We start from the raw sequence: 22,841 nt of genomic DNA, 5'->3' as shown, positions 1-22,841 counted from the left end.
GCGATAAGGACCGGATAATCAGTAGCTGTGAGAACCGGGTGCGCCCCCTCTGGCGGGCCCCGGGCCGTCGCTACGGCCGCTGCACCCGCGCGATGAGCAGGGCCACGTCGTCGGAGTTGTCCGGCTGGTGCAGCGTGCGCAGCAACAGGTCGCAGACCTCCTCCAGAGGGCGGTCTGGCCCGTCGAGCAGCGACAGCAGCGCGTCCAGGCGCTCGTCGAGGGGATGCTGACGGGTCTCGACGAGACCGTCGGTGTAGAAGACCAGCCGGTCGCCCGGGTCCAGGTCGACCGTGGTGGTGGAGAAGGCGACGCCGCCCACGCCCAGCGGCACGCCGGTGGGCAGTTCGAGCAGTTCCGGCGGATGGCCTTCGCGCAGCCGGACGGGTGGCAGGTGCCCGGCGTTGGCGATCCGGCACTGCCGCAGCGCGGGGTCGTGGATGGCGTAGACGCAGGTGGCGATGGAGTGGTCCAGGCCCTGGGTGATGCGGTCCAGGTGCTCCAGGAGCCGGGCGGGGTCGAGGTCCAGCGAGGCGAGCGTGTTCGTGGCCGTGCGCAGCCGGCCCATGGTGGCGGCGGCCGTGATGCCGCTGCCCATCACATCGCCCACCACCAGCGCGGTCTTGCCGCCGTCCAGCGGGATCACGTCGAACCAGTCGCCGCCGACCTCGCTGGTGGCGCCCGCCGGCTGGTAGCGGGAGGCGACCTCCAGGCCGCCGGTGACCGGCGGATGGCTGGGCAGCAGGCTGCGCTGCAGGGTGAGGGCGGTGTCGCGGGCGTTCTGGTACCAGCGGGCGTTGTCGATCTGCACGGCCGCACGGGACGCCAGCTCCCGGGCGAGCAGCAGGTCGTCCTCGGTGAACGGCAGCGCGTTGCGGGTGCGCTTGAGGTCGAGGGCGCCCAGCACCTCGCCGCGGGCGATCAACGGCACGGCCAGATAGGAGTGGACGCCCGCCCGGGCCAGCCGCTCGGCCGCTTCGGCGGAGCGGGCGATGCGCGGCAGGTCGGCCTCCTCGACCCGGGCCAGCATGACCGGCCGGCCCGTGCGCACGCACTCGGTGACCAGGCGGTCGGGGCCGTAGCGGGCCACCTGCCCCGGCGGGTCGGCCGCCCGCAGCGCCTCCGGGGCGTCGTCCGCGCGCACCGCCAGAGCGCGCATCACCGCCGGCTCCGCCGGCCCGAGAATGCTGCGTCTGCCCGCGACCACCGCGTCCAGCAGGTCCACGGCCGCCACGTCGGCGAGCTCCGGCACGGCCACCTCGGCCAGCTCGCGCGCCGTGCGCTCCAGTTCCAGGGTGGTGCCGATACGGGTCGTGGCGTCCGCGATGACGGCCAGCCGCCGCCGCGCGGCCTCCGCCTCGACGCCCGCCCGGTGCTGCTCGGTGACGTCCACGACCATGGCGGCCACGCCCAGCACGGTGCCGACCGCGTCCTCCAGGCGGTAGAGGGAGACCGTCCAGGCGTGCTCCCGCACCGGATCCGCCGGGGTCCGGCCGACGGTCAGCTGGTCGACGAGGGGGCGACCGGTGCGCAGCACGTCGAGCGCGGCCGACTCGATGGCGTCGACGTCCAGGTGCGGCAGCACCTCGCGCGTCGACCTGCCGATGAGCTTGTCGGCCGGAACGCCGTTGAGCCGCTCGAGTGCCGGGTTGACCGAGACGTAGCGCAGGTCGAGGTCCAGGACGGCCAGCCCGATCGGTGACTGGGCGATCATGCGCGTGGACAGTGCCACGTCCCGCTCCAGCCGCCGTACCGTCGAGCGGTCGGCGCACAGCCCCAGCGCGTAGACGTCACCTCGGTCGTCCAGCAGTCGCATGTTGCGGAACTCCACCAGCCGGGTGGTGCCGTCCTTGCGGCGGATGGGAAAGGCGCCGGCCCAGCTCTGGCCGGTGACCATGACGTCGGCGAAGAGCTTGACCACCAGGTCGAGGTGCTGCTCGTGCACCATGATGCGGGCCGCGTACTGCCCGAGCGCCTCACGCGCCGGGTAGCCGAACAGCTCCTCGGCCTGCGGGCTCCACAGCACGATGCGGCCCTCTGCGTCCAGCACCACCGACGCCATGCCGAGCACGTCGAGCAGGCCGCTCGGCCGCACCGGCTCGTGGCCGTCGGCCACCGGAAACCCGGGTGGACCCATGGCAGGCACCGCCTTCGCCGTTCGCGCGGCACGCCGTCCCCCGTGCCGACTCCCCATCTTCCACCGCGCCCAACCGTCTTGGTGAGGTCTCCGTCGACACCTGCACCATCCCTCGACAGGACCGGGCCGTCGCCGTAGCGGTGACGACACTACCGGGTACGCGGTGTCACCGAACCGGCAGCCTCCGAGACCCACTTGGTCTGTACATGACTCTCCGGTCCGGACAGACTGGCCGCCGAGGAACACCCCGCCCCCCATCGAGGAGCCCTCGCATGCCCCTGCGTGCCCGGCAACGTCGTCACTGCGTCCTGACCGCCGCCCTCGCCCTCGCCGCCGCCGCCGTCCTGTCGGCCGCGCCGCACGCGTCGGCCGCCGACACCTGGACCGAGGTGGGCTCCGACCGTGCCGACCCGCTGACCGAGAGCCAGGGGCTGGCCTCGGTGGAGGTCCCGGCCGGCAGCCCCAACCGCTACACCGGCATCGGCACCATCCCCCTCTCCGTCTCCAGTCGCGGCTGGAACCACGTCGGCGACCCCGACGTCTCCGCCACCGGCTACTACGTCGAGCCGTACCAGGCCGACTCGGGCACCGCGAAGATGTTCCGGGTGCAGGCGCCCGGCGGCGCCTGGTCCGAGTACACGCACACGCTGAGCGCCGGCGAGGCGCTGAACAACTCGTGGGTGGCGATCTCGCCCGACGGACAGTGGATGCTGTCCGGGGAGTACGGCACCATGAGCCGCTTCCTCGTCTTCCCGACGCCCGGCGTCGATGCGGCCACGTCGCCCTCGGCGAACCTCCCGCAGGTCTCCACCGTCGTCCTCGACCACGCCGTCCGCGACGTGCAGGGCTGCGACTTCGTCACCGCCACGCGGCTGCTGTGCTCCTCGGACGACCCCGCGGGCACGTTGTTCGGGGTCACCAAGCCCCTGCTGCAGATCGACCTGTCCGCTCCGGCGAACGGCACGTCCGACGTCACCGGACATGTCACGGCGCTGCGGCAGCTGCCGCTCAGGAGCTCCTGCTCGGGCACGTTCGAGGCGGAGGGCATCGACTACGACCGCCGGGACGGCACCCTGCGCGTCATCGTCGTCTCGCCGGGCTTCTGCGTGCTGACGGACAGCAAGACCTACCGGTTCACCAAGAGCTGAGCCCTCGCTGGTCCGCTGACCGCAGTGGTGCTTTTCTGGGGATGTGACGCGGTTCGCGGGGAACCCGCCCTGCCGCGTCACCTCCACGAGAGGAGCGATCAGGACATGGACCGCGAACGATCGCACGAGGAGCCCGTCTCCCTCGAGATCAGTGGCTGCAGCAAGGAGGACGCCCGGATCGTGTTCGACGCGCTGTGCGCGTGCTTCGAGTCCGACCGCGGCGCCGACGAGGTGCCCCAGCAGCTGCACGAGACCCGGCCGATGGTGTGGCTCGGCACCTTCGAGGTCACCGACGCCCACTCCTGTCCGCCACCCGCCCGTCTGACGTCCTCGGTCTCGGTCGACGCCCAGGGGGGCTACTGGGCGATCGAGCGGCTGCGCAGCACGCTGGATCCGCTGTTCTCCGTGCGCGACCTCTCCTTCGCCTCGGGCGACCAGGAGAGGGAGCTGCATGTGGTTCTGGAGAGCCGCTGAGACGTACGGGGCCGGGTGCGGTGGGTGGCGGGCCGCGGCTTCGTCGTGGCCGGTCGCGCAGTTCCCCGCGCCCCTTCGGGCGCGCTTCAGGACAGCAGGGTGAGGACCGTGCGGCGGTACACGGCGTGGACCTTGGGCAGGTCCGCCAGACGGGCCCGTTCGTCCACGCCGTGCAGTCCCTCGTGGTGGACGCCGAAGCCGGCGGTGGCCGGGATGCCCTCGGCCGCCAGCAGATTGCCGATGTTCGACGGCCCCGCGGTCTTCGCCCGCACGGCGAGCCCCTCACGGGCGGCGGCCTCCAGCAGCGCCGCAGCCGGCTGCCGGTCCTGCTCCAGGCGGTACGGCGGCCAGGACGCCACCGGCGTGATTCCGGTCGGCCGGGGGCCGGGCAGCCGCGCGTCCAGCTCGGTGGCCGCGGCGCGGACGACGGCCTCCGCGTCCTCGGCGCCGAAGCCCGGTGTGGTGCGGATGTCGACGCCCACCTCGCACCGCCCGGGGACCACCGAGTACCCCTCCCCGCCGTGGCAGAAGGTCACCGTCAGCCGGGGTGGCAACGGGAACTCCCCTTCCGCGTCCGGTAGTTCGGCCTCCTCCAGCAGCCGCACCAGCCGGGCGGCGCGGGAGACGGCCCCCGGCGCCGGACGCCTCGATCCCGAGTGGCCGGTCTCGGCGTGCACCGTGAGCGTGGCCCGCCACAGCCCCCGCCCGCCGACCACGACCTCGTCCGGCCCCGGATAGCCGATCATCACCCCGGCCGGGCGCACCGCCGCCGAGTCCGCGAGATACGCGCGGGCGCCCCCGAAGCGGCCGGTGTGCTCGTCGGCGTCCAGCAGCACGGCGAGCCCCCCGCGCAGCTCACCGGCCCGCTCGCGCACCTCGGCGGCGATCCGGCAGAACAGGGCCGCCGCCAGCTTGGAGTCGGCCGCGCCCCGCCCCCGCAGCCACCCGTCCACCACGTCCCCCGCGGTCGGCGGGAACGACCAGGCGCCCTCGTCGCCGTAGGGAGCGGTGTCGACGCAGGCGTCCAGCGTCCACCAGGGCCCGGGGCGGCCGCCGGCGATCTCCACGAGCAGGGCGACCGTCCGGCCGGAGTCGTCCCGCAGCCGCCGTCGCGGCAGGTCGTGCGCGCCCAGCCAGTCGTCGAGGGCGGCGAGGACGGGCCCGTGGTCGTCGATCCCGCCCCGGCTCGGGCGGCGGATCAGTTCCCGGGCCAGCTCGACGGTCTCCGCGGTCATGCGGTGACTGTGCCCGACGGTGGCCGGAGTCACGCCCCCATGGTTGTGCAACTAGTTGCACAAAACCTCGCCCGTCCTCTAGAACTACAGACACGACACCGCGCACGGAGGGGCCCGATGAGCCGTTACCCGCACCTGCTGAACCCGCTCGACCTGGGCTTCACCACCCTGCCCAACCGCGTCCTCATGGGCTCCATGCACGTCGGCCTGGAGGAGGCCGAGCGCGGCTTCGAGCGCATGGCGGAGTTCTACGCCGCCCGGGCCCGCGGGGGAGTGGGCCTCATCGTCACCGGCGGCATCGCGCCCAACGACGCCGGGCGCCCCTACGAGGGCGGCGCGAAGCTCACCACCGACGCCGAGGCCCAGCAGCACACGGTGATCACCGAGGCCGTCCACCGGGCCGGCGGCCGCATCGCGATGCAGATCCTGCACTTCGGCCGGTACGCCTACCACCAGGACCTGGTCGCCCCGAGCCCCCTCCAGGCACCGATCAGCCCCTTCCCGCCCCGCGAGCTCACCGACGCCGAGGTCGAGCAGACCATCGACGACTACGCCCGCGCGGCCCGCCTCGCGAGGCAGGCCGGCTACGACGGCGTCGAGATCATGGGCTCCGAGGGCTACCTCATCAACGAGTTCATCGCCGCGCAGACCAACCACCGCACCGACCGCTGGGGCGGCTCGTACGACAACCGCATGCGCTTCCCGGTCGAGATCGTGCGCCGGGTGCGCGAGGCCGTCGGCGAGGACTTCATCATCGTCTACCGGCTGTCCATGCTGGACCTGGTCCCCGGCGGCTCCACCCTCGACGAGGTCGTCACCCTCGCCAAGGCCGTCGAGGCGGCCGGTGCGACGATCATCAACACCGGCATCGGCTGGCACGAGGCCCGCATCCCCACCATCGCCACCTCCGTGCCCCGTGGCGCCTACACCTGGGTCACCAAGCGCCTGATGGGTGAGGTGTCGATCCCGCTCGTCACCACCAACCGCATCAACACCCCCGAACTGGCCGAGGAGTTGCTCGCCGAAGGGTACGCGGACATGGTGTCGATGGCCCGGCCGATGCTCGCCGACCCCGACTTCGTCGCCAAGGCCGCCGCCGGAACACCGGAGGCCATCAACACCTGCATCGGCTGCAACCAGGCCTGCCTCGACCACACCTTCAGCGGGAAGATCACCTCCTGCCTGGTCAACCCGCGCGCCTGCCACGAGACCGAACTCGTGCTGTCGCCCACCCGGTTGCGCAAGCGCGTCGCCGTCGTCGGCGCCGGCCCGGCCGGACTCGCCTGCGCCGTGACCGCCGCCGAACGCGGCCACGACGTCGTGCTGTTCGACGCCGCGAGCGAGGTCGGCGGCCAGCTGAACGTCGCCCGCAAGGTCCCCGGCAAGCAGGAGTTCGACGAGACCCTGCGCTACTTCCGCCACCAGCTCGACGCGCACGGCGTGGACGTACGCCTCAACACCCCCGTGACCGCCGACGACTTGGCCGACTTCGACGAGGTCGTCGTGGCCACCGGTGTCACCCCGCGCACCCCCGACATCCCGGGAATCGACCACCCGAGCGTCGTGGGCTACCTCGACGTCCTGCGCGAGGGCGTGCCCGTCGGCGACCGTGTCGCCGTCCTGGGCGCGGGCGGCATCGGCTTCGACGTCGCCGAGTTCCTCACCGACGGCGGCGACAAGGCGAGCGAGGACCCGGCGACGTACTTCCGTCAGTGGGGTGTCGACATGGACTACCGGGGCCCCGGCGGACTCGCCGCCCCCGAGCGCCCCGCCCCGCCGCGCACCGTGCACCTGCTGCAGCGCAAGACGTCGAAGGTCGGCGCCGGCCTCGGCAAGACCACCGGCTGGATTCACCGCACCGAGCTCAAGCACCGGGGCGTCACCATGGTGCCCGGCGTGCGCTACGACCGCATCGACGACGCCGGTCTCCACATCACCGTCGGTGAGGAGTCGACCGTGCTGCCCGTCGACACGATCGTGCTGTGCACCGGCCAGGAGCCGCGCCGCGACCTGTACGAGGAGCTGGTCGCCGCCGGCCGCAGCACGCACCTGATCGGCGGGGCGGACGTGGCCGCGGAACTGGACGCCAAGCGCGCCGTCAAGCAGGGCACCGAGGTCGCGGCCGCCCTGTAGCGGCCGTCCCTAGGATGACTCCATGTCCCTCCCGCACGCGATCCTCACCGCCCTGCTCGAGAAGCCGTCCTCGGGGCTGGAGCTGACCCGCCGGTTCGACCGGTCGATCGGCTACTTCTGGTCGGCGACGCACCAGCAGATCTACCGCGAGCTGGGACGTCTTGAGGCCGAGGGACACATCCGAGCGCTGCCCACCGAGCAGCCGGCCCGCGGGCAGAAGAAGAGCTACGAGGTCCTGCCCGCGGGCCGAGCCGAACTCCAGCGGTGGACCGCAGCCGCCCAGGACCCGAGGCCGCACCGCGACACGCTGCTGCTGCGGATGCGCGCGGCGGCCGTCGTGGGCACCGAGGGCATCGAATCTGATCTGCGCCGCCATCTCGCCCTGCACCAGCGGCAGTTGGCGGAGTACGAGGAGATCGAGAAGCGTGACTTCCCGCCCGGCAGGGACAGCGCCCAGGACCGGCTGCGGCATCTCGTGCTGCGGGCGGGCATCGACCTGGAGACCTTCTGGACGCAGTGGCTCGCCCACGCGCTTCAGGAGTGCGCCGAACTGCCCGGCGCGGAGGACGCGTGAAGCTCAGAGCCGGTGGGGCTTGGTGCGGCGGCGCAGGTACCAGGCCGTCGCGATGACACCCGTCCCCACCAGGGCGCTGCCCACGCCGAGTGTCACCGGGCCGTAGTCGCGCACCGCGCCGCCGAAACCGCCCATCACGCCCAGCGACGGCGACGGCGAGGAGGTGGCCGAGATGGTGGGGGACGCGGAGGCCGCCGAGACGATGACGGACTGCGTGCCCGCGGTGCTGTTGTTGAAGGCGCAGATCACGATCACCGTGTAGGTGCCGGGGCTGACGCCCTGCCAGGCGGCCGTCTGGATGCTGGTCGTCCCCGACAGGGCCACCTGGCGGCCCTGGGAGAAGTTCGCCTGGCTGCTGTTGAGCAGTGAGGCGGTGCCCCACATGCCGTTGCTCGCGGTCTGGTTGCACACCGTGGTCGTCACCGACACGGTGGACCCGCTGGTACTCACCGAGATGCCCGAGCCCAGCGCGGCGGCGGGCGTGGCGGCGGCCAGGGCGACGGGCAGCGCGGCGGCGGCTGCCACGGCCAGGCCGGTCCGGATCAGAGGCTGAGAGTTGCGCATGTCGACTGCCCTCCGGCGGCACGGTCGGCGGAACATCCCTTGTGCCGCCGGAGGTCGGGAAACGCCCGTGCTGCCTCGGGGTCAGCCAACGCGGCGCCGTCCCCTCATGCATGCGGAGCGCCGCCGGGCAGGTGACGGACTGCTCCGTCCGGTGCCGGCCGCCGGCTAGCGCGTCGTCACCGATCGCTCCGCCGAGAAGCCGCCCCAGGTGCCGTCGGGCAGCCTGGCGCGGACCCGTACGCGATGCGTGACGCCCGCCTCCCGGCCGACGTAGAAGCTGTAGCGCGCCCGGTCGCGCGGGGCGTCGCCCCCGTACACCAGGGAGGTGGCGGGCTGTCCGTCCAGGTGGATCTGGTACTCCGTGACCACGCCGTCCGTGCGTGGCACGGTCCAGGAGAGGTCGAGGTAGTACGCGCCGCCGTCGCGGTGGCAGCCGGCGCGGAAGGCGGTGGGCGCGGTGCCGCGGCCGTCGTCGGAGCCCGGGGTGGCCAGGTGGACGGTGCCGCCGGGCGGGGAGACGTTGTCGGCGGCGTCGCGGGCGCGGACGGAGAAGGCGTAGCGGGTACCCGGCCGCAGGCCCGTGAGCACGGTCGCCGTCTGGTTCCCGCCCACGCTGTGGATCTTCGAGCCGCCCTGGTAGATGTCGTACGACAGCACGGCCGTGTCGTCCCGGGACGCCGACCAGGACAGCTGGACCTCACGGCTGCCGATCACCCGGCCGCGGGCCGGACCCGGGCGGGTGGGTGCCGTGTCGTCGGCGGCCACCGCCGCCGGGGTCGTCGCGCGCACCGGGCGGCTGGGCGGTCCGAGCCGGCCCTCGCTGTCGCGGGCCCGCACGGTGAAGACGTAGGCGGTGGCGGGGCGGAGGCGGGGGACGTCCACCATGTGCTCGGAGGCCGGCACCTCGGCCGCCTTGGTGGCGCCGCGGTACACCTCGTAGAGCCGGACGCGGGGAGTCGAGGACACCGCGTCCCACATCACGTGCACGCTGGCGGCGCTGCCCGCCGCCGCGGTGACGCCCGTGGGCGCCCCCGGCAGCCGACCGTCGCCGGCGCTCGGGCCTGGCGCCCCGCACGCTGCCGCCCAGACGACAGCGCCGCACAGGGCGAGGAGGCGGCGGGGCTGAACGGCGGTGAGACGCACGGCACGGCCCTCCGAGCGGATGCGGCGGCAATGGTACGGACCAATATGGAGCCCGGCGGCCGACTCGACAAGAGGGCGTTACGGCGCCGTGGCGCCGTACACCCGCTCGCGCGGTGACACTCCTCCCGGCGCAGTCCGCCCTCGCCGCGCTCGGGGGTCGTACGACCCGGTGCGTTGGCGACCGCCCGCGGAGGTTCCGTATGCTGAAGCTCCGTACGGCCGAACTCTCTTCGAGGGCTCGGGAGTTCACGCCGTGGCGCGGGCCGCTGTCGTCGCTGATCCCGCGCCGGGGAACGGGCGGCCGGGGGACCTGGGCCGACGCCGGATCAGGTCCCCGGCCCCTGCCCCCCGTTCGGGTCGTGCACCGTCCGGCCCCCTTGTGGTGGCCGTGCGGGCGCACCGGGGTCAGATTGACTGAGTGTTCGTCAGTGTCCCCCAGGAGAGGCTCCCCCCATCGTGCGTGTCCAGTCGCTGACGCTGGCCGCGGCCTGCGCCGCCCTGCTCGCCCCCACGACGTCGCCCGCAGCCCACGCCCGCTTCGCGGCGCAGCCGGTGGCCTGGCGGGAGGGCGACGTCAGCGCCGCCGACCTGCTCGCCAAGGTGCGCGGCTGCACCCAGGTCTCCCGCGGCCGCTACCGCAGCGACGAGGGGGGACGGGCGACCATCCCCGTCTGCGGCACCCGGGACGCCGTCTTCTGGAAGGCCGACCTGGACGTCGACTGCGACGGCCGGGCCGGTCCGCGCTGCAACCGCCGCACCGACCCGCAGTTCTCCTCCCTGACCGCCTACCAGCAGTCCGACGGCCGCCATCTGAGCGCCGAACGCCTGCCGTACATCGTCGTGCCCGCCGACAGCCGCATCTGGAACCACCGCGACCACGGGGTGCGCGGCGGCTCGGTCGCGGCGGTCGTCTACCGGGACCGGGTGCAGTACGCGGTGGTCGGCGACGTCGGCCCGCGCGACATCATCGGCGAGGCCTCCTACGCCACCGCGCGGGGCCTCGGCATCACCCCCGACCCCCGGCACGGCGGCACGCCCTCCGGGGTCACCTACATCGTCTTCAAGGACTCGCAGGTCAAGCCCATCGAGGACCACGCCGCCGCCGTCGCCACGGGCCGGCGCCTGGCGCGACTGTTCGTGCGGGGCGGATGAGGCACCGAGAGCACGTCGGACGGCGCGCCGCCGGGGCGGGCCCATGGGGGTGGTGTCGAGGGCGTGCGGGCCTGGCGGGACTCGCGGACGGGGCGTCCCTGGGCCGGCGCGCCCGGCGCGCCCGGCGCGTCCGCGTGTGAGGCGTCGCAGGCGCGGCGGGCGGAGTCGGGTTCGACGTGCCGCCGGACCGACGGGTCCGGAGGGGCCGGGCGCCTCGGGCGGCGGGTCCGCGCACGAGGTCGCGGGTGCGCGCCGGGCCGCGGGTCCGCGGATGACGTCCAGGGTGCGCGTCAGACGGCGGACCAGCCGTCGTCGACCGGCAGGACCACGCCGTTGATGTCGCTCGCCGCGTCCGAGGCGAGGAACAGGATGGCGGCCGCCTGCTCCTCGGGCTGGGCGACGCGTCCGAGGTTGACGAAGTGCGGGCCGAGCGCGGCCGGTCCGTGGGCGGCCTGGTCGGCGTCCACGACGATGCCGGTGGCCGTGCCGCCCGGGGCGATGGCGTTCGCCCGGATGCCCTGCCGGCGGTACATCACCGCCAGGGACTTCGTCAGGCCCACCAGGCCGTGCTTGGAGGCCGTGTAGGCGGCGCCCGCCGCGCTGCCGCGCAGGCCGGCCTCGGAGGCGGTGTTCACGATCGCGCCGCGGCCCGCCGCCAGCATGTGCGGCAGCACCGCCCGGGTGAGCAGGAACGGAGCGGTGAGGTTGACCCGCAGGACCCGCTCCCACTCGGCGTCGGTCACGTCCGCCGGCGCCGACATGCTGTCCATGATCCCGGCGTTGTTCACCAGGACGTCCACCCCGCCGAAGCGCTCCACGGCGGTCCGCACCACCTCGTCGACCACACTCTGCTCGCCGAGGTCGCCCACGACCGCGACCGCGACGCCGCCCGCGCCCTCGATGTCCCGGACGACGCCGTCCGCGCCCTTCGCGTCGAGGTCCGCGGCGAGGACCCGGGCGCCCTGGGAGGCGAAGGCCAGCGCGGCGGCGCGCCCGATGCCCGAGCCCGCTCCGGTGACGATCACGCCGCGTCCGTCGAACTGGCCGGCCATGGGGTGCTCCTGTTCCTGGGACAGACCTGGGTGGGGGCCACCCTACGACTTAATGTCTCTGAGCGACATAAAGTCGTGGTGGACAATTCCGGAGGAGTGATCGCCCCCGACCCGGAGGACCGGATGACCGCCGCCCGCGGACGTGCTGGACGACCGCCGCTGACCGACGAGCGCAAGGCCGAGATCCGGCTGCGGATCGCCCGGGCGGCCGTCGAGCTGTTCGTCGCCCAGGGCGTCGCGGCGACCACCGGCGAACAGATCGGCCAGGCGGTCGGGGTCTCCGCGCGCACGGTCTGGCGCTACTTCCCGAGCAAGGAGGCCTGCGTACGGCCGCTGTTCACCGCGGGGATCGAGAGGGTCGCCGACCGGCTGCGGAGCTGGGCGCCGGGCCGGCCGCTCGAGGACGTCCTCGCGCCGGAGGCCACCGCGGAGCTCGGTGAACTCGTCGGCCCCGACCACGAGACCGTGGGCGCTCTGGTACGGCTGACCCGCACGGAGACCGGCCTGCGCGCCGTCTGGCTGCAGACCTACGACGAGGCGGAACCGGCGTTCGCCCGCGCCCTCGCGGAGGGCGCCGGGCTGCCGCCGGACGACCTGCGGCCCGTCGTCCGGGCGGCGATGGTCAACGCCGCCCTGCGCGCCGCGGTCGAGCACTACGCCCTCCACACCGCCGACGCGGGGCCCGGCCGCGCGACGCCGCAGGACGAGTTGACGCGGATCGTCCGCTCGGCCCTGGCCGTCGTCGCGGAGGGGTTCGGATAGGCGCGTTCCCGGCCCGGACCGTCAGACCTTCCGGTAGGTGTACGCATCCGCGGCCGCCGCCTCCACCGCCGCGAGGTCCGCGCCGGTGGCCGCCGTGACCACCGCGGCCACCGCCCCCTCCACGAAGGGGGCGTCCACCAGGCGCGTGTTGCCGGGGAGTTCGTCGCCCTCGGCGAGCAGCGCCTTCACGGTCAGCACCGCGCTGCCGAGGTCGGTGAGGACGGCGACCCCCGCGCCCCGGTCCACGGAGGCGGCCGCCGCGGCGATCAGCTCCGCGCTGGTGCCGAGCCCCCCGCCCTCCGTGCCGCCCGCCGGAGCGACGTGCACCGAAGTGCCCCCGCCCGCCAGGCCCTTGGCCAACTCGGCCACCGACGCGGCCACTTCGGCGCTGTGCGAGACCAGGACGATCCCGACGGTCTTGTCGTCACTCACCGTTGGCCTCCGCGAGTCCCGCGATCAGCAGCGCCGAGGAGGTCGCCCCCGGGTCCTGGTGGCCGATGCTGCGCTCGCCCAGGTAGCTGGCCCGGCCCTTGCGCGCCTGCATGGGTGTCGTGGCCAGCGCGCCCTGCTCGGCGGCGGCCCGAGCGGCGGTGAAACCGTCGCCGAGCGCGTCCACCGCCGGCACGAGCGCGTCGATCATGGTCTTGTCGCCCGGCGCGGCGCCGCCCAGCGTCATGACCGCGTCCACTCCGGCCCGCAGCGCCTCGGCCAGCTCCTCCTCAGTGACCTCGGCGGCGTCCCCGAGGGCCTTGCCGGTACGGCGCAGCAGTGTGCCGTACAGGGGGCCCGACGCGCCGCCGACGGTCGAGATCAACTGGCGTCCGGTGAGCGTGAGGACCGCGCCGGGCGTGACCGGCGCCTCCTTCTCCAGGGTGGCGGTCACCGCCCGGAACCCGCGCTGCAGATTGCTGCCGTGGTCGGCGTCCCCGATGGGGGAGTCGAGGGCGGTGAGCCGTTCCGCCTCGCGCTCCACGGACGCGGCGGTGGCCGTCATCCAACGGCGGAAGAAATCGGCGTCGAGCACTGGATCTCCTTGCGTGGTAGGTACGGCCCGAATGTCCGGTGTCTCACATGCCCCAGCGCAGCCCCGGCGTGTTCACCGGCGCGTCCCACAGCCGCAGCAGCTCCTCGTCGACCTGGCAGATGGAGACCGAGGCCCCGGCCATGTCCAGCGAGGTGACGTAGTTGCCGACCAGCGTGCGGGCGACGGCGACTCCGCGTTCGGTGAGGACGCGCTGCACCTCGGCGTTGAAGCCGTACAGCTCCAACAGCGGTGTCGCGCCCATGCCGTTGACGAGCACGAGCACCGGGTTGCGCGGCGGCATGTCCTCCAGGACGGCGTTCACCGCGAAGTCCGCGATCTCGCCGGAGGTCATCATCGGCCGCCGCTCCCGGCCGGGCTCGCCGTGGATGCCGATGCCCAACTCCAGCTCACCGGCGGGCAGATCGAAGGTGGGGCTGCCCTTGGCCGGCGTGGTGCACGCGCTCAGGGCGACGCCGAAACTGCGCGCGTTCTCGTTGACCTGACGGGCGATCGCCTCCACCCGCTCCAGCGGCTGCCCCTCGTCCGCGGCGGCGCCCGCGATCTTCTCCACGAACAGCGTGCCGCCGACGCCGCGCCGTCCGGCCGTGTAGAGGCTGTCGGTGACCGCTACGTCGTCGTTGACCAGTACCTTGGCGACCTGGACGCCCTCGTCCTCGGCGAGTTCGGCGGCCATGTCGAAGTTGAGCACGTCGCCGGTGTAGTTCTTCACGACGAACAGCACGCCGGCCCCGCTGTCCACGGCCGCTGCGGCGCGCACCATCTGGTCGGGCACCGGGGAGGTGAAGACCTCGCCCGGGCAGGCGGCCGAGAGCATCCCGGGGCCCACGAATCCGCCGTGCAGCGGCTCGTGCCCGGAGCCCCCGCCGGAGATCAGCGCGACCTTCCCGGCGACGGGGGCGTCCCGCCGGACGATCACCCGGTTCTCGACGTCGATCGCCAGTTCGGGGTGGGCGGCCGCCATGCCCCGCAGGGCGTCAGCCACCACGGTCTCAGCGACATTGATGAGCATCTTCATGACTACCTCCGGGAAACGTGTCCGCTGAGCCGCAGTCCCGGCAGCTCACATGGGAAAAGTATCGGCGTTGTCGCGGCGATGGTCACGTGCGCGGTGTTTTCGCCGCCCGGATGTTCTGTCGTCAACTTCCGCACGCAACAGTAACCATGTCCCGGGGAAATAGAACAAGTAAGCGATGAAATTTGCTGATTTCGCGCATTGACCAGGGGCATTCGGACACTGGGTGAAGGGTCAACACCAAGGCCCGAACTCAGGGAGACGGTGCTGAGGCTTCCGCAGACAAGATCCTCGACGAGGTCCGCGACTGTGGCTGGGCGCCGCCCCGGACGACGGGGACGACGCGACGGTGCGGCCCGCCACGAGAGCGGACGGCGCCGAGTTCGCGGCGCGGCCGGCGGTCGCCGTCGACGCCCCCGACGTCGTCTTCGCGCTGTCCCTCGGGGGACGGCGCCTGGTCCGCAGCGGCGGAACCGCGCCGCCCCCGGCCGTCCCCCGCGAGGAACTGCGCTACGAGATCGGGGAGGCCACCAAGGCGTTCACCGCGGCCCTGCTGACCGAACTGATCGGGCACGGTGCCGTGAGCGGGACCGAAACCGCGGCGAGCCTCCTTGCTCCGGGGCGCCACGAGCCCACCTCACCCGCCACCCTCGCGCACCTCATCACCCGCACCGCCGGGCTCCCGGCGCTGCCGGCGGGCTTCCGCCTGCGCGCCCTGCCCGCCCGGCGCACCAACCCCTACGGCCGCTACCCCGCCGAGCGCGTCGTCGACGCGTTCCTGCGGCACCGCACCCGCCGCCGGCACGAGACCGATGGCACTGCTCCAACTCCGGGGTCGCCGTCCTCGGCCACGCGCTCGCCGCGGCCACGCACACCCCCTGGGAGGACCTCGTCCCCGCCCGCCTGCTGCGCCCCCTCGGGCTCGGCGACACGGCCCTGGCGCCGACGAGCGACGGCCGCGACGCCGTGGGCCACGGCAAGGACGGCCGTACCCCCGTCCCGGGCTTCGACGCCGGCGGCGTCCAGGCGGCCGGTGCCCTGCGCTCCACCCCGCACGACCTGCTCACCTTCCTCGAAGCGCACCTCCGGCCCGGCGAGTCGCCCCTGGCGGACGCGTTCAGGGCGACCCGCCGTCCCGTCCTGCGACGAGGCCCGGGGACCGGCACGTGCACACGGTGGCCTGGTTCCGGCACCCGGTCGACGGCGCGGGCATGTACTTCCACGGCGGCGCCACCCTGGGCCGGCAGGCGCCTTCCTCGGATACCGGCCGGACACCGAGACGGCCCTGGTGGCCGTGTGCACCCGGCGGTTCCGGGCGAAGGACCCGTTCGTGGCCACGGCGTAGGGGCTGCTGGCGGAGCTGTAGCGGCGGACAGGCCCGGCGCGCGTGCGCGCTCCCGGGCCCGTCCGGCCTCACCGTCGCCGGCGGCGTCTCACAGACGCTGCCACAGGGTGGGCGTGACGTCCGGCGCCCATGAGCTCTGCGCCTGATGGGACTGCAGACACCGGTAGGTGACCGTCCCGACCGTCACCTCCGCCCCCGCCTCGTACACCCGCCCCGCACGCCAGGCGCGCGCGTCGGACGGCTCGGGCGCCGCGGAGGTCTGCCCCGTGGTCTTCAGCGTGAGACCGAAGTCGGCCAGGATCGGGTTGACCGGCTGGAAGAACGTGGTGCCGCCGCTCGTGCAGTCGCCGGAACCGCCCGACGTGACGCCCTGCGCCTGCGCGCCGGAGATGTACGGGCCGCCCGAGTCCCCGGGCTCCGCGCACACGTCGGTCTGCGTCAGCCCGTCGACCGTGCCCTCGGAGTAACTGACGCTCGTGTCCTGCTCCTTGACGGTGCCGCAGTGCCAGCCGGTGGTCGAGCCCGACCGGCACACCGACGCGCCCACCAGGGCCTGCACCGAACCGGCCACCTCGACCTTCTGGCCGCTCTCCCCCTTGACGTAGGGGGTGGCCGTCCAGCCGGAGACCGTGGCCACCCAGGACATGTCCTTGCCGGGGAACGTGGAGGCCCGGAAGGTTCCCTGGGCGGTGGTCCGGTCGGCCCCGGTGGTCTTGGACCCCGGCTTGCCGCAGTGGCCGGCCGACGCGAAGCCCTGCTGGTCGCCCTTGGTGACGGAGAAGCCGACGGAGCACCGAGCCATGGCGTCGATGTAGTAGGCGTCACCGCCGACGATGTCCGCCATGAGCCGCGGCCGCTCCGCCGACAGGCGCACGGCCGTGCGGCCCGCCGCGGCGCCGGCCGCCTTGACGAACGCGGTCGCCGCCTTGCGGCTCCTGGCCTGCACCACCACCCGGTTCGTCCGCACGTCGACGTACCACACCGGGGTGTCGGCGGTCTTGACGCCGGCCGCCGCCCGGTCCAGCTTCTGCTTCACCGACCGCAGGTCGGCCAGCCCCCACCGGACGGCCACCGGGGTGGCGCCCTGCGCCCGGATCGCGGCGAAGTCGGCGCGGTCCGTGGTCGCGACGGTCAGCTCGGCCGCCGTCGCGCCCTTCACCCAGGCGCCGGCGAAGCGCGTGCCGAGGGTGTTGCGCAGGACGCCCGCCCGGGTGCCGGCCTCTGCCTCGTTGACCAGGCGCGTGGCCGCCTGGTCGGGCGTCAGCCGCAGGTCGCGCTCCAGGGCGTGCAGGACCTTGGGCGACGGCTTGTCGGCGCCGAGCGTCTGGGCGGCGGTGGGAGCCGGGCCGCGGCCCGGTCCGGCCGACGCCGCCGGGTGGATCGCGGTCAGCGCGAGCGTGCCGAGCGCGACCACGGCGGCGCCGCGTACGGTCGCGCGGTGTCCGTCTGCCATTCGGCGTACCTCCTGAAGGGTGCGGTGGTGCGGGTCGTGAGACCACACCCCTAGCCCCCGGTGCGGCGCCGATGCCGCGTGCCGCGGGCTTTTGCGTACTACGGGGGACACCGGCAGCGGCATGTGCAGTAGCGGCCCGCCGGACCCGTTCCCACCCGCCGGACCGGGCCGGTTCACCCGCACCGGTGACCGGCCGCGCGACCGGCGGCCGTCGGCCCAGGGACCAATGGGCACGTCCGGGGACCTGCGGCCGCTCACCATGCCGGGCGCGGCGCACCAGGATCGGTTCCGGGAACCGCCCCACCCGCAGCGACCGGCGCGAGGAGCACTGCCATGTCCGCCACACCCACAGGACGCGAGGCACCGGACCGGGGTCCACGCAAGGCGCTCGGCCTGCCCGCCGCCTCCGCGCTCGTGATCGGCAGCATCATCGGCACGGGCGTCTTCGCCCTCCCGTCGGCCCTGGCGCCGTACGGGCCGATCTCCCTCGTCGCGTTCGCCGTCGTGACCCTCGGCGCCCTCGCCCTGGCGATGACCTTCGGCTCGCTCGCCGGGCGCGTCCCGGCCAGCGGCGGGCCCTACGTCTACGCCCGCGAGGCCTTCGGGGAGTTCACCGGTTTCCTCAACGCCTGGTCGTACTGGATCACCGCGTGGGCGGGGAACGCCGCGATCGTCGTCGCCTGGGTCGGCTACGTCGAAGTGTTCGTCAACACCGGACACCGCACCGGCGTCTCCGTCCTGATCGCACTGGTCGGGCTGTGGATCCCGGCCGCCGTGAACCTCACGGGCGCCCGGAACACGGGCGCCTTCCAGGTGATCACCACCGTGCTGAAGTTCGTCCCGCTGGTCTTCATGGCCACCGTCGGCCTGCTGTTCGTCGAGTCCGCCGACTTCGGCCCCTTCAACGCCTCCGGCCGGTCCGCGGTCGGCGCGATCTCCGCGGCCGGCGCCATCGCCCTGTTCAGCTACCTCGGCCTGGAGGCCGCCTCCGTCGTCGCCGGACGCGTGCGCGAACCCCGGCGCAACGTGCCGCGCGCCACCGTCTACGGCACCCTCGTCTGCGCCGTCATCTACATCCTCGGCACCCTCGCCGTCTTCGGCACCGTCCCGCACGGCAAGCTCGGCGACTCCACCGCACCCTTCACGGACGCCGCGAACAACATCTTCGGCGGCACCTGGGCCGGTGACGTCGTCGCCGCGGCCGCGATCGTCTCCGGCATCGGCGCCCTCAACGGCTGGACCATGCTGTGCGCCGAGATGCCGTACGCCGCGGCCCGCGACGGGCTCTTCCCCGCCGCGTTCGCCCGGCTGCGCGGCGCCGACGGCGTCCCGGTCTTCGGCATCGTCGCCTCCACCGTGCTCGCCTCACTGATCACCGTCTTCAGCTACACCCGCTTCGAGGACGTCTTCACCAAGATCGTCCTGCTGAGCGTGCTGACCGCCGTCATCCCCTACCTGTTCTCCGCGGCCGCCCAGCTGTACTGGCTGCTCGTGCGCGGCCGCGAGGGACTGGGCCGCGGGCGGCTGATCCGGGACGCCACCGTCGCCGCGCTCGCCATGGCCTTCTCGTACTGGTCGATCCAGGGCAGCGGCTACCAGACCGTCTACTACGGCCTGTTCGTGCTGCTCCTCGGACTGCCGGTGTACCTCTGGCTCAAGCGCGACCGCGGCGAGTACGGCGAGAACCCGACCCGGCCCGCCACCGAGACCCACGCGCCGCAGACCCAGCCGCCGACGCCGGCCCCGCGCATCCCGCGGCAGCGCGGACGGCTCGGGAACGCCCTGCGCCACCACGACTGAGACCCGGGAGATGCGCCATGACCACGTTCCACGTCGACTCCGAGGTCGGCCGGCTGCGCCAGGTGATCCTGCACCGCCCCGGACTCGAACTCTCCCGGCTCACCCCCCGCAACGTCGACGCCCTGCTCTTCGACGACATCCTGTGGGCCGAACGGGCCCGCGAGGAGCACGACGCCTTCGCGCAGGTGCTGCGCGACCACGGCGCCCGCGTCCACTACTTCTCCGACCTGCTGGCCCAGACCCTCGACGTGCCCGAGGCCCGCGACTGGCTGCTGGACAGGGTCGTCACCCGCGCCGCCGTGGGACCGGCCCTCCTCGAGCCCGTACGCGGCTTCCTCGCCGTTCTCGACGGCGAGACCCTCGCCGGGCACCTGATCGGCGGGCTGCTGCGCGCCGACCTGCCGTTGGCCGCACCGCACAGCCTGGCCTGGGACGCCCTGGACATCGAGGACTTCGTCCTCGCCCCGCTGCCCAACCACCTCTTCCCGCGCGACAACTCCTGCTGGATCTACGACCGTCTGTCGGTCAACCCGATGGCCAAGCCCGCCCGCAGGCGCGAGACCCTGCACGCCGAGGCCGTCTACCGCTTCCACCCCATGTTCCGTGGCACCGCGCCCGAACCGATCCTCGACGGCGACGTCGGCACCCTCGAGGGCGGCGACGTGCACGTCCTCGGCAACGGCGCCGTGATGGTCGGCATGGGGGAGCGGACCACCGCGCAGGCCGTGGAGAACCTGGCCGCCCGGCTGTTCACCGCCCACGCCGCCGACCGCGTCCTCGCCGTCCAACTCCCCTCCACCCGCGCCTACATGCACCTCGACACCGTGCTCACGATGGTCGACCGCGACGCCTTCACCATCTACCCGGGACTCGCCGACTCGCTGCGTTCCTGGACCCTGCGCCCCGAGCCCGCCCGCGAGATCGGCTTCGACGTCGCGCCCGACTCCGACCTCGCCACCGCCCTCGCCGAGGCGCTCGACCTGGACAAGGTGCGGATGCTGTCCGCGCCGCAGGACATCCGCGGCGCCGAGCGCGAGCAGTGGGACGACGGCAGCAACTTCCTCGCCCTCGCCCCCGGCGTCGTCGTCGGTTACGAGCGCAACGTCACCACCAACACCTACCTGCGCCGACAGGGCATCGAGATCGTCACCGTCGCCGGTGCCGAACTCGGACGCGGCCGCGGCGGACCGCGCTGCATGAGCTGTCCCGTCGAACGCGACGCGGTCCTCTGACCGGCAAGGAGACCTCCATGAACATCGACCTGCGAGGCCGCTCCTACCTGAGCGAACTCGACTTCACCACGGCCGAGGTGCACCATCTGCTCGACCTCGCCGCCGAGTTGAAGAAGGACCGGCGCGCCGGCACCGAGCGGCCCCGGCTCACCGGCCGTCACCTCGCCCTGATCTTCGAGAAGACCTCCACCCGCACCCGCTGCGCCTTCGAGGTGGCCGCCGCCGACCAGGGCGCCGCCACCACCTGCCTCGGCCCCGGCGACACCCACCTCGGCGGCAAGGAGTCCGTCGCCGACACCGCCCGCGTGCTGGGCCGGATGTTCGACGGCATCGAGTACCGCGGCTCCGCCCAGTCGACCGTCACCGAACTCGCCGCCCACTCCGGCGTCCCCGTCTACAACGGGCTGACCGACACCGCGCACCCCACCCAGAGCCTGTGCGACATGCTCACCATGCGCGAGCACAGCCGGAAGCCGCTCACCGACATCAGCTACTGCTACCTCGGCGACGGCCGCAACAACATGGCCAACTCCCTGCTGTCGATGGGCTCCCTGCTCGGCATGGACGTGCGGATCGCCGCCCCCGCCGCGCTGTGGCCCGACCGCGGGCTGGCCGCCGACTGCCGCTGGTTCGGCGAGCGCACCGGTGCGCGGATCACGGTCACCGAGGACGTCGAGACCGCCGTGCGCGGGGCGGACTTCCTGCACACCGACGTCTGGGTCTCCATGGGCGAACCCGCCGAGACCTGGCGCGAGCGCATCGACCTGCTGCTGCCCTACCAGGTCACCGCCAAGACGCTCGCGGCCACCGGCAACCCGGACGTGCGGTTCATGCACTGCCTGCCCGCCCTGCACGACCACCGCACCCGCCTGGGCCGCCAACTCCTGGACACCTACGGCCTCGACGGCCTCGAGGTCACCGACGAGGTCTTCTCCTCGCCCGCCTCGATCGTCTTCGACCAGGCCGAGAACCGGCTCCACACCATCAAGGCCGTGCTCGTCGCCACCCTGGAGGACTGAACCATGCGTATCGTCGTCGCCCTCGGCGGGAACGCCCTGCTGCACCGGGGCGAGCGCCCCGACGCGCAGGTGCAGACCGAGAACATCGTCCGGGTGGCCACCGCCCTGGCCGCGCTCGCCCAGGAGAACGAGCTGGTCATCACCCACGGCAACGGCCCGCAGATCGGGCTGCTGGCGCTGGAGAGCGCCACGGACCCCGCGCTGACCGCCCCCTACCCGCTCGACGTGCTGGGCGCCCAGACCCAGGGCATGATCGGGTCCCTGCTGGTGCGGTCCCTGCACGACGCACTGCCCGGCCGCAAGATCGCCGCACTGGTCACCCACACCCTCGTACGCACCGACGACCCGGCCTTCGACCGGCCGACCAAGTTCGTCGGCCAGGTGTACTCGCGTTCGCGGGCCCAGGCGCTGGCCCGCGAACGCGGCTGGAACGTGGCCCGCGACACCAGGGGCTGGCGCCGGGTCGTGCCCTCGCCGTCGCCCGTGTCCTTCGTGGAGACCGAGACGATCCACGACCTGCTCGCCGCCGACACCCTCGTCGTCTGCGCCGGCGGCGGGGGCGTCCCCGTCGTCGCCGACCCGGACTGCGGCGGGCTCACCGGGGTGGAGGCCGTCGTCGACAAGGACCTCGCCGCCGCCCTGCTCGCCCAGGACCTCAAGGCGGACTTCCTGCTGATCCTCACCGACGTCCCGTGCGTGTACGCCGGCTTCGGCACCGCGGACCAGCGGCCCGTGCTCGACGCCACCCCCATCGAGCTCCGCCGCGGCGGCTTCCCCGCCGGGTCCATGGGCCCCAAGGCCGAGGCAGCCGCCCGCTTCGTCTCCCGCACCGGCGCCCTGGCCGCCATCGGCGCCCTGGACGCGGCGTACGAGATCGTCCACGGCCGCTCCGGCACCCTGGTCCGCCCAGACCTCACGGTCGGTTGACCGATGCGCCGGGGGCGGCATGGGCGGGTCGGCCGTATGCCGGGGCCCGCGCGTGGAAGGGCCGGGGCGGTGGGTCGCCAGTCGGTTCGCCCCGTACCGCCGGCGGGCACGCCGTGCGCACGGGCACGGGCCTGCCGACAGCCGTGCGGGCCGGAGGGCTCGCGGCGCGAGGATGGCGGGGATGGCGGGGATGGCGGGTCGACGGTCGCTTCGGGCTGTGCCTGCTGCGGGCTACGCGTGCGTGCCGGAGTGCCGGAGTGCTGGCGTGGATGAGCCCCTGCGGTGGGCCGGCGGTCGGTTCGGCCCCTGCCGTCGGCGGGCACACGCGTGCGTGCGCCGGTATTGGGGGTGCGGGTGCGGGCGGCAGAACCCGCGGCGCGCGAACAGGGCGGGGCCGGTAGGCGACCGGTGGACTCGGGCGGTGCCGGTGTGCCGGTGTCGGTGGCGGGCAGGGGCGGGCCGGTGCGCCATCTGGGCCGGAGAGCCGGCAGCGTGGGAAGAGGGCGGGTCACGCGTGTGGGGCGGAGGGGCGGCCTGTGGAAGGCCGGGGGTTTCGGCGGCGGCGGGCGGCCGGGGCGTGAGGAAGCCCGTGCACCGGTGGGGTGCACGGGCTCCGCGGCCGCCGACCGAGTCCCGC

The 22,841-nt window shown here is 73.7% G+C and carries 19 protein-coding genes and 1 pseudogene; 11 read left to right on the top strand and 9 right to left on the bottom strand.

Annotated elements, in window-relative coordinates; translation table 11 throughout:
• Positions 1 to 70: 70 nt before the first annotated feature.
• Entirely contained in the window at positions 71 to 2,134 is a 2,064-nt protein-coding gene (locus tag LN251_RS32705; protein WP_458247767.1) for a SpoIIE family protein phosphatase, read from the bottom strand.
• 272 nt (positions 2,135 to 2,406) lie between these two features.
• On the opposite strand from LN251_RS32705, the gene LN251_RS32700 reads away from it, so the two are divergent.
• Together LN251_RS32700 and LN251_RS32695 are read left to right on the top strand one after the other, a co-directional pair.
• Complete coding sequence (locus LN251_RS32700) at positions 2,407 to 3,282, top strand: hypothetical protein (protein WP_458247766.1); 876 nt, start codon at positions 2,407 to 2,409, stop codon at positions 3,280 to 3,282.
• A gap of 105 nt (positions 3,283 to 3,387) precedes the next feature.
• Entirely contained in the window at positions 3,388 to 3,756 is a 369-nt protein-coding gene (locus LN251_RS32695) for a hypothetical protein (RefSeq protein ID WP_458247765.1), read from the top strand.
• A gap of 86 nt (positions 3,757 to 3,842) precedes the next feature.
• Here the strand turns inward: LN251_RS32695 and LN251_RS32690 are convergent, their stop codons facing one another.
• Positions 3,843 to 4,991, bottom strand: a complete 1,149-nt coding sequence (locus tag LN251_RS32690) for a M20 family metallopeptidase (protein ID WP_458247764.1) — start codon at positions 4,989 to 4,991, stop codon at positions 3,843 to 3,845.
• Positions 4,992 to 5,108: 117 nt separating this feature from the next.
• Here LN251_RS32690 and LN251_RS32685 point away from each other — a divergent pair, with 117 nt between their 5' ends.
• Both LN251_RS32685 and LN251_RS32680 read left to right on the top strand, forming a co-directional pair.
• Entirely contained in the window at positions 5,109 to 7,124 is a 2,016-nt protein-coding gene (locus LN251_RS32685) for an oxidoreductase (RefSeq protein WP_458247763.1), read from the top strand.
• A gap of 22 nt (positions 7,125 to 7,146) precedes the next feature.
• Complete coding sequence (locus LN251_RS32680) at positions 7,147 to 7,698, top strand: PadR family transcriptional regulator (RefSeq protein WP_458247762.1); 552 nt, start codon at positions 7,147 to 7,149, stop codon at positions 7,696 to 7,698.
• Between the two features lie 3 nt (positions 7,699 to 7,701).
• Here LN251_RS32680 and LN251_RS32675 read toward each other — a convergent pair whose 3' ends face one another.
• Both LN251_RS32675 and LN251_RS32670 read right to left on the bottom strand, forming a co-directional pair.
• Positions 7,702 to 8,262: a hypothetical protein gene (locus LN251_RS32675; protein WP_458247761.1), complete on the bottom strand. Its 561-nt coding sequence runs from the start codon at positions 8,260 to 8,262 to the stop codon at positions 7,702 to 7,704.
• 165 nt (positions 8,263 to 8,427) lie between these two features.
• Positions 8,428 to 9,405, bottom strand: a complete 978-nt coding sequence (locus tag LN251_RS32670) for a fibronectin type III domain-containing protein (RefSeq protein ID WP_458247760.1) — start codon at positions 9,403 to 9,405, stop codon at positions 8,428 to 8,430.
• A 456-nt stretch (positions 9,406 to 9,861) separates the two neighbouring features.
• Here LN251_RS32670 and LN251_RS32665 point away from each other — a divergent pair, with 456 nt between their 5' ends.
• Positions 9,862 to 10,557 (top strand): glycoside hydrolase family 75 protein, encoded by a 696-nt coding sequence (locus LN251_RS32665; RefSeq protein ID WP_458247759.1) that lies wholly within the window; start codon positions 9,862 to 9,864, stop codon positions 10,555 to 10,557.
• A gap of 290 nt (positions 10,558 to 10,847) precedes the next feature.
• Here the strand turns inward: LN251_RS32665 and LN251_RS32660 are convergent, their stop codons facing one another.
• The gene (locus LN251_RS32660) at positions 10,848 to 11,609 is read right to left on the bottom strand and encodes an SDR family NAD(P)-dependent oxidoreductase (protein ID WP_458247758.1); all 762 of its coding nucleotides are present in this window, start codon (positions 11,607 to 11,609) and stop codon (positions 10,848 to 10,850) included.
• A gap of 123 nt (positions 11,610 to 11,732) precedes the next feature.
• Between LN251_RS32660 and LN251_RS32655 the strand changes: the two genes are divergently transcribed.
• The gene (locus LN251_RS32655; protein WP_458248213.1) at positions 11,733 to 12,371 is read left to right on the top strand and encodes a TetR/AcrR family transcriptional regulator; all 639 of its coding nucleotides are present in this window, start codon (positions 11,733 to 11,735) and stop codon (positions 12,369 to 12,371) included.
• A gap of 21 nt (positions 12,372 to 12,392) precedes the next feature.
• Here the strand turns inward: LN251_RS32655 and LN251_RS32650 are convergent, their stop codons facing one another.
• Genes LN251_RS32650 through dhaK form a run of 3 tightly spaced genes read right to left on the bottom strand, consistent with a single transcriptional unit; the run spans position 12,393 to position 14,431 of the window.
• The gene (locus LN251_RS32650; RefSeq protein WP_458247757.1) at positions 12,393 to 12,803 is read right to left on the bottom strand and encodes a PTS-dependent dihydroxyacetone kinase phosphotransferase subunit DhaM; all 411 of its coding nucleotides are present in this window, start codon (positions 12,801 to 12,803) and stop codon (positions 12,393 to 12,395) included.
• Entirely contained in the window at positions 12,796 to 13,395 is a 600-nt protein-coding gene (gene dhaL, locus LN251_RS32645) for a dihydroxyacetone kinase subunit DhaL (RefSeq protein WP_458247756.1), read from the bottom strand. Before dhaL ends, LN251_RS32650 begins: the two co-directional genes overlap by 8 nt.
• A 43-nt stretch (positions 13,396 to 13,438) precedes the next feature.
• Positions 13,439 to 14,431 carry a dihydroxyacetone kinase subunit DhaK gene (dhaK, locus tag LN251_RS32640; RefSeq protein WP_458247755.1) on the bottom strand — a complete coding sequence of 331 codons (993 nt, stop codon included), beginning with the start codon at positions 14,429 to 14,431 and terminating at the stop codon, positions 13,439 to 13,441.
• A 346-nt stretch (positions 14,432 to 14,777) separates the two neighbouring features.
• Here dhaK and LN251_RS32635 point away from each other — a divergent pair.
• Positions 14,778 to 15,919 (top strand): annotated as a pseudogene (locus LN251_RS32635) (serine hydrolase domain-containing protein).
• On the opposite strand, the gene LN251_RS32630 reads toward LN251_RS32635, so the two are convergent.
• Positions 15,862 to 17,226, bottom strand: coding sequence for an alpha-lytic protease prodomain-containing protein (locus tag LN251_RS32630; RefSeq protein WP_458247754.1), 1,365 nt, complete (start codon positions 17,224 to 17,226; stop codon positions 15,862 to 15,864). The pseudogene LN251_RS32635 and the gene LN251_RS32630 sit on opposite strands and share 58 nt — an antisense overlap.
• Positions 17,227 to 17,640: 414 nt before the next feature.
• On the opposite strand from LN251_RS32630, the gene LN251_RS32625 reads away from it, so the two are divergent.
• From LN251_RS32625 to LN251_RS32610, 4 genes are read left to right on the top strand one after another with little or no spacing between them, the layout of a single operon-like run.
• Positions 17,641 to 19,026 carry an APC family permease gene (locus tag LN251_RS32625; RefSeq protein WP_458248212.1) on the top strand — a complete coding sequence of 462 codons (1,386 nt, stop codon included), beginning with the start codon at positions 17,641 to 17,643 and terminating at the stop codon, positions 19,024 to 19,026.
• 17 nt (positions 19,027 to 19,043) lie between these two features.
• Entirely contained in the window at positions 19,044 to 20,258 is a 1,215-nt protein-coding gene (locus LN251_RS32620; protein ID WP_458247753.1) for an arginine deiminase, read from the top strand.
• A 17-nt stretch (positions 20,259 to 20,275) separates the two neighbouring features.
• Positions 20,276 to 21,277, top strand: a complete 1,002-nt coding sequence (gene argF / locus LN251_RS32615; RefSeq protein WP_458247752.1) for an ornithine carbamoyltransferase — start codon at positions 20,276 to 20,278, stop codon at positions 21,275 to 21,277.
• Positions 21,278 to 21,280: 3 nt separating this feature from the next.
• Positions 21,281 to 22,204 carry a carbamate kinase gene (locus LN251_RS32610; RefSeq protein ID WP_458247751.1) on the top strand — a complete coding sequence of 308 codons (924 nt, stop codon included), beginning with the start codon at positions 21,281 to 21,283 and terminating at the stop codon, positions 22,202 to 22,204.
• The last annotated feature ends 637 nt before the right edge of the window (positions 22,205 to 22,841 follow it).

The sequence above is a fragment of the Streptomyces sp. MAI_2237 genome (assembly GCF_054189285.1).
Note: the sequence above shows the minus strand (reverse complement) of the source record. Positions and strands in the feature narration are given on the sequence as shown.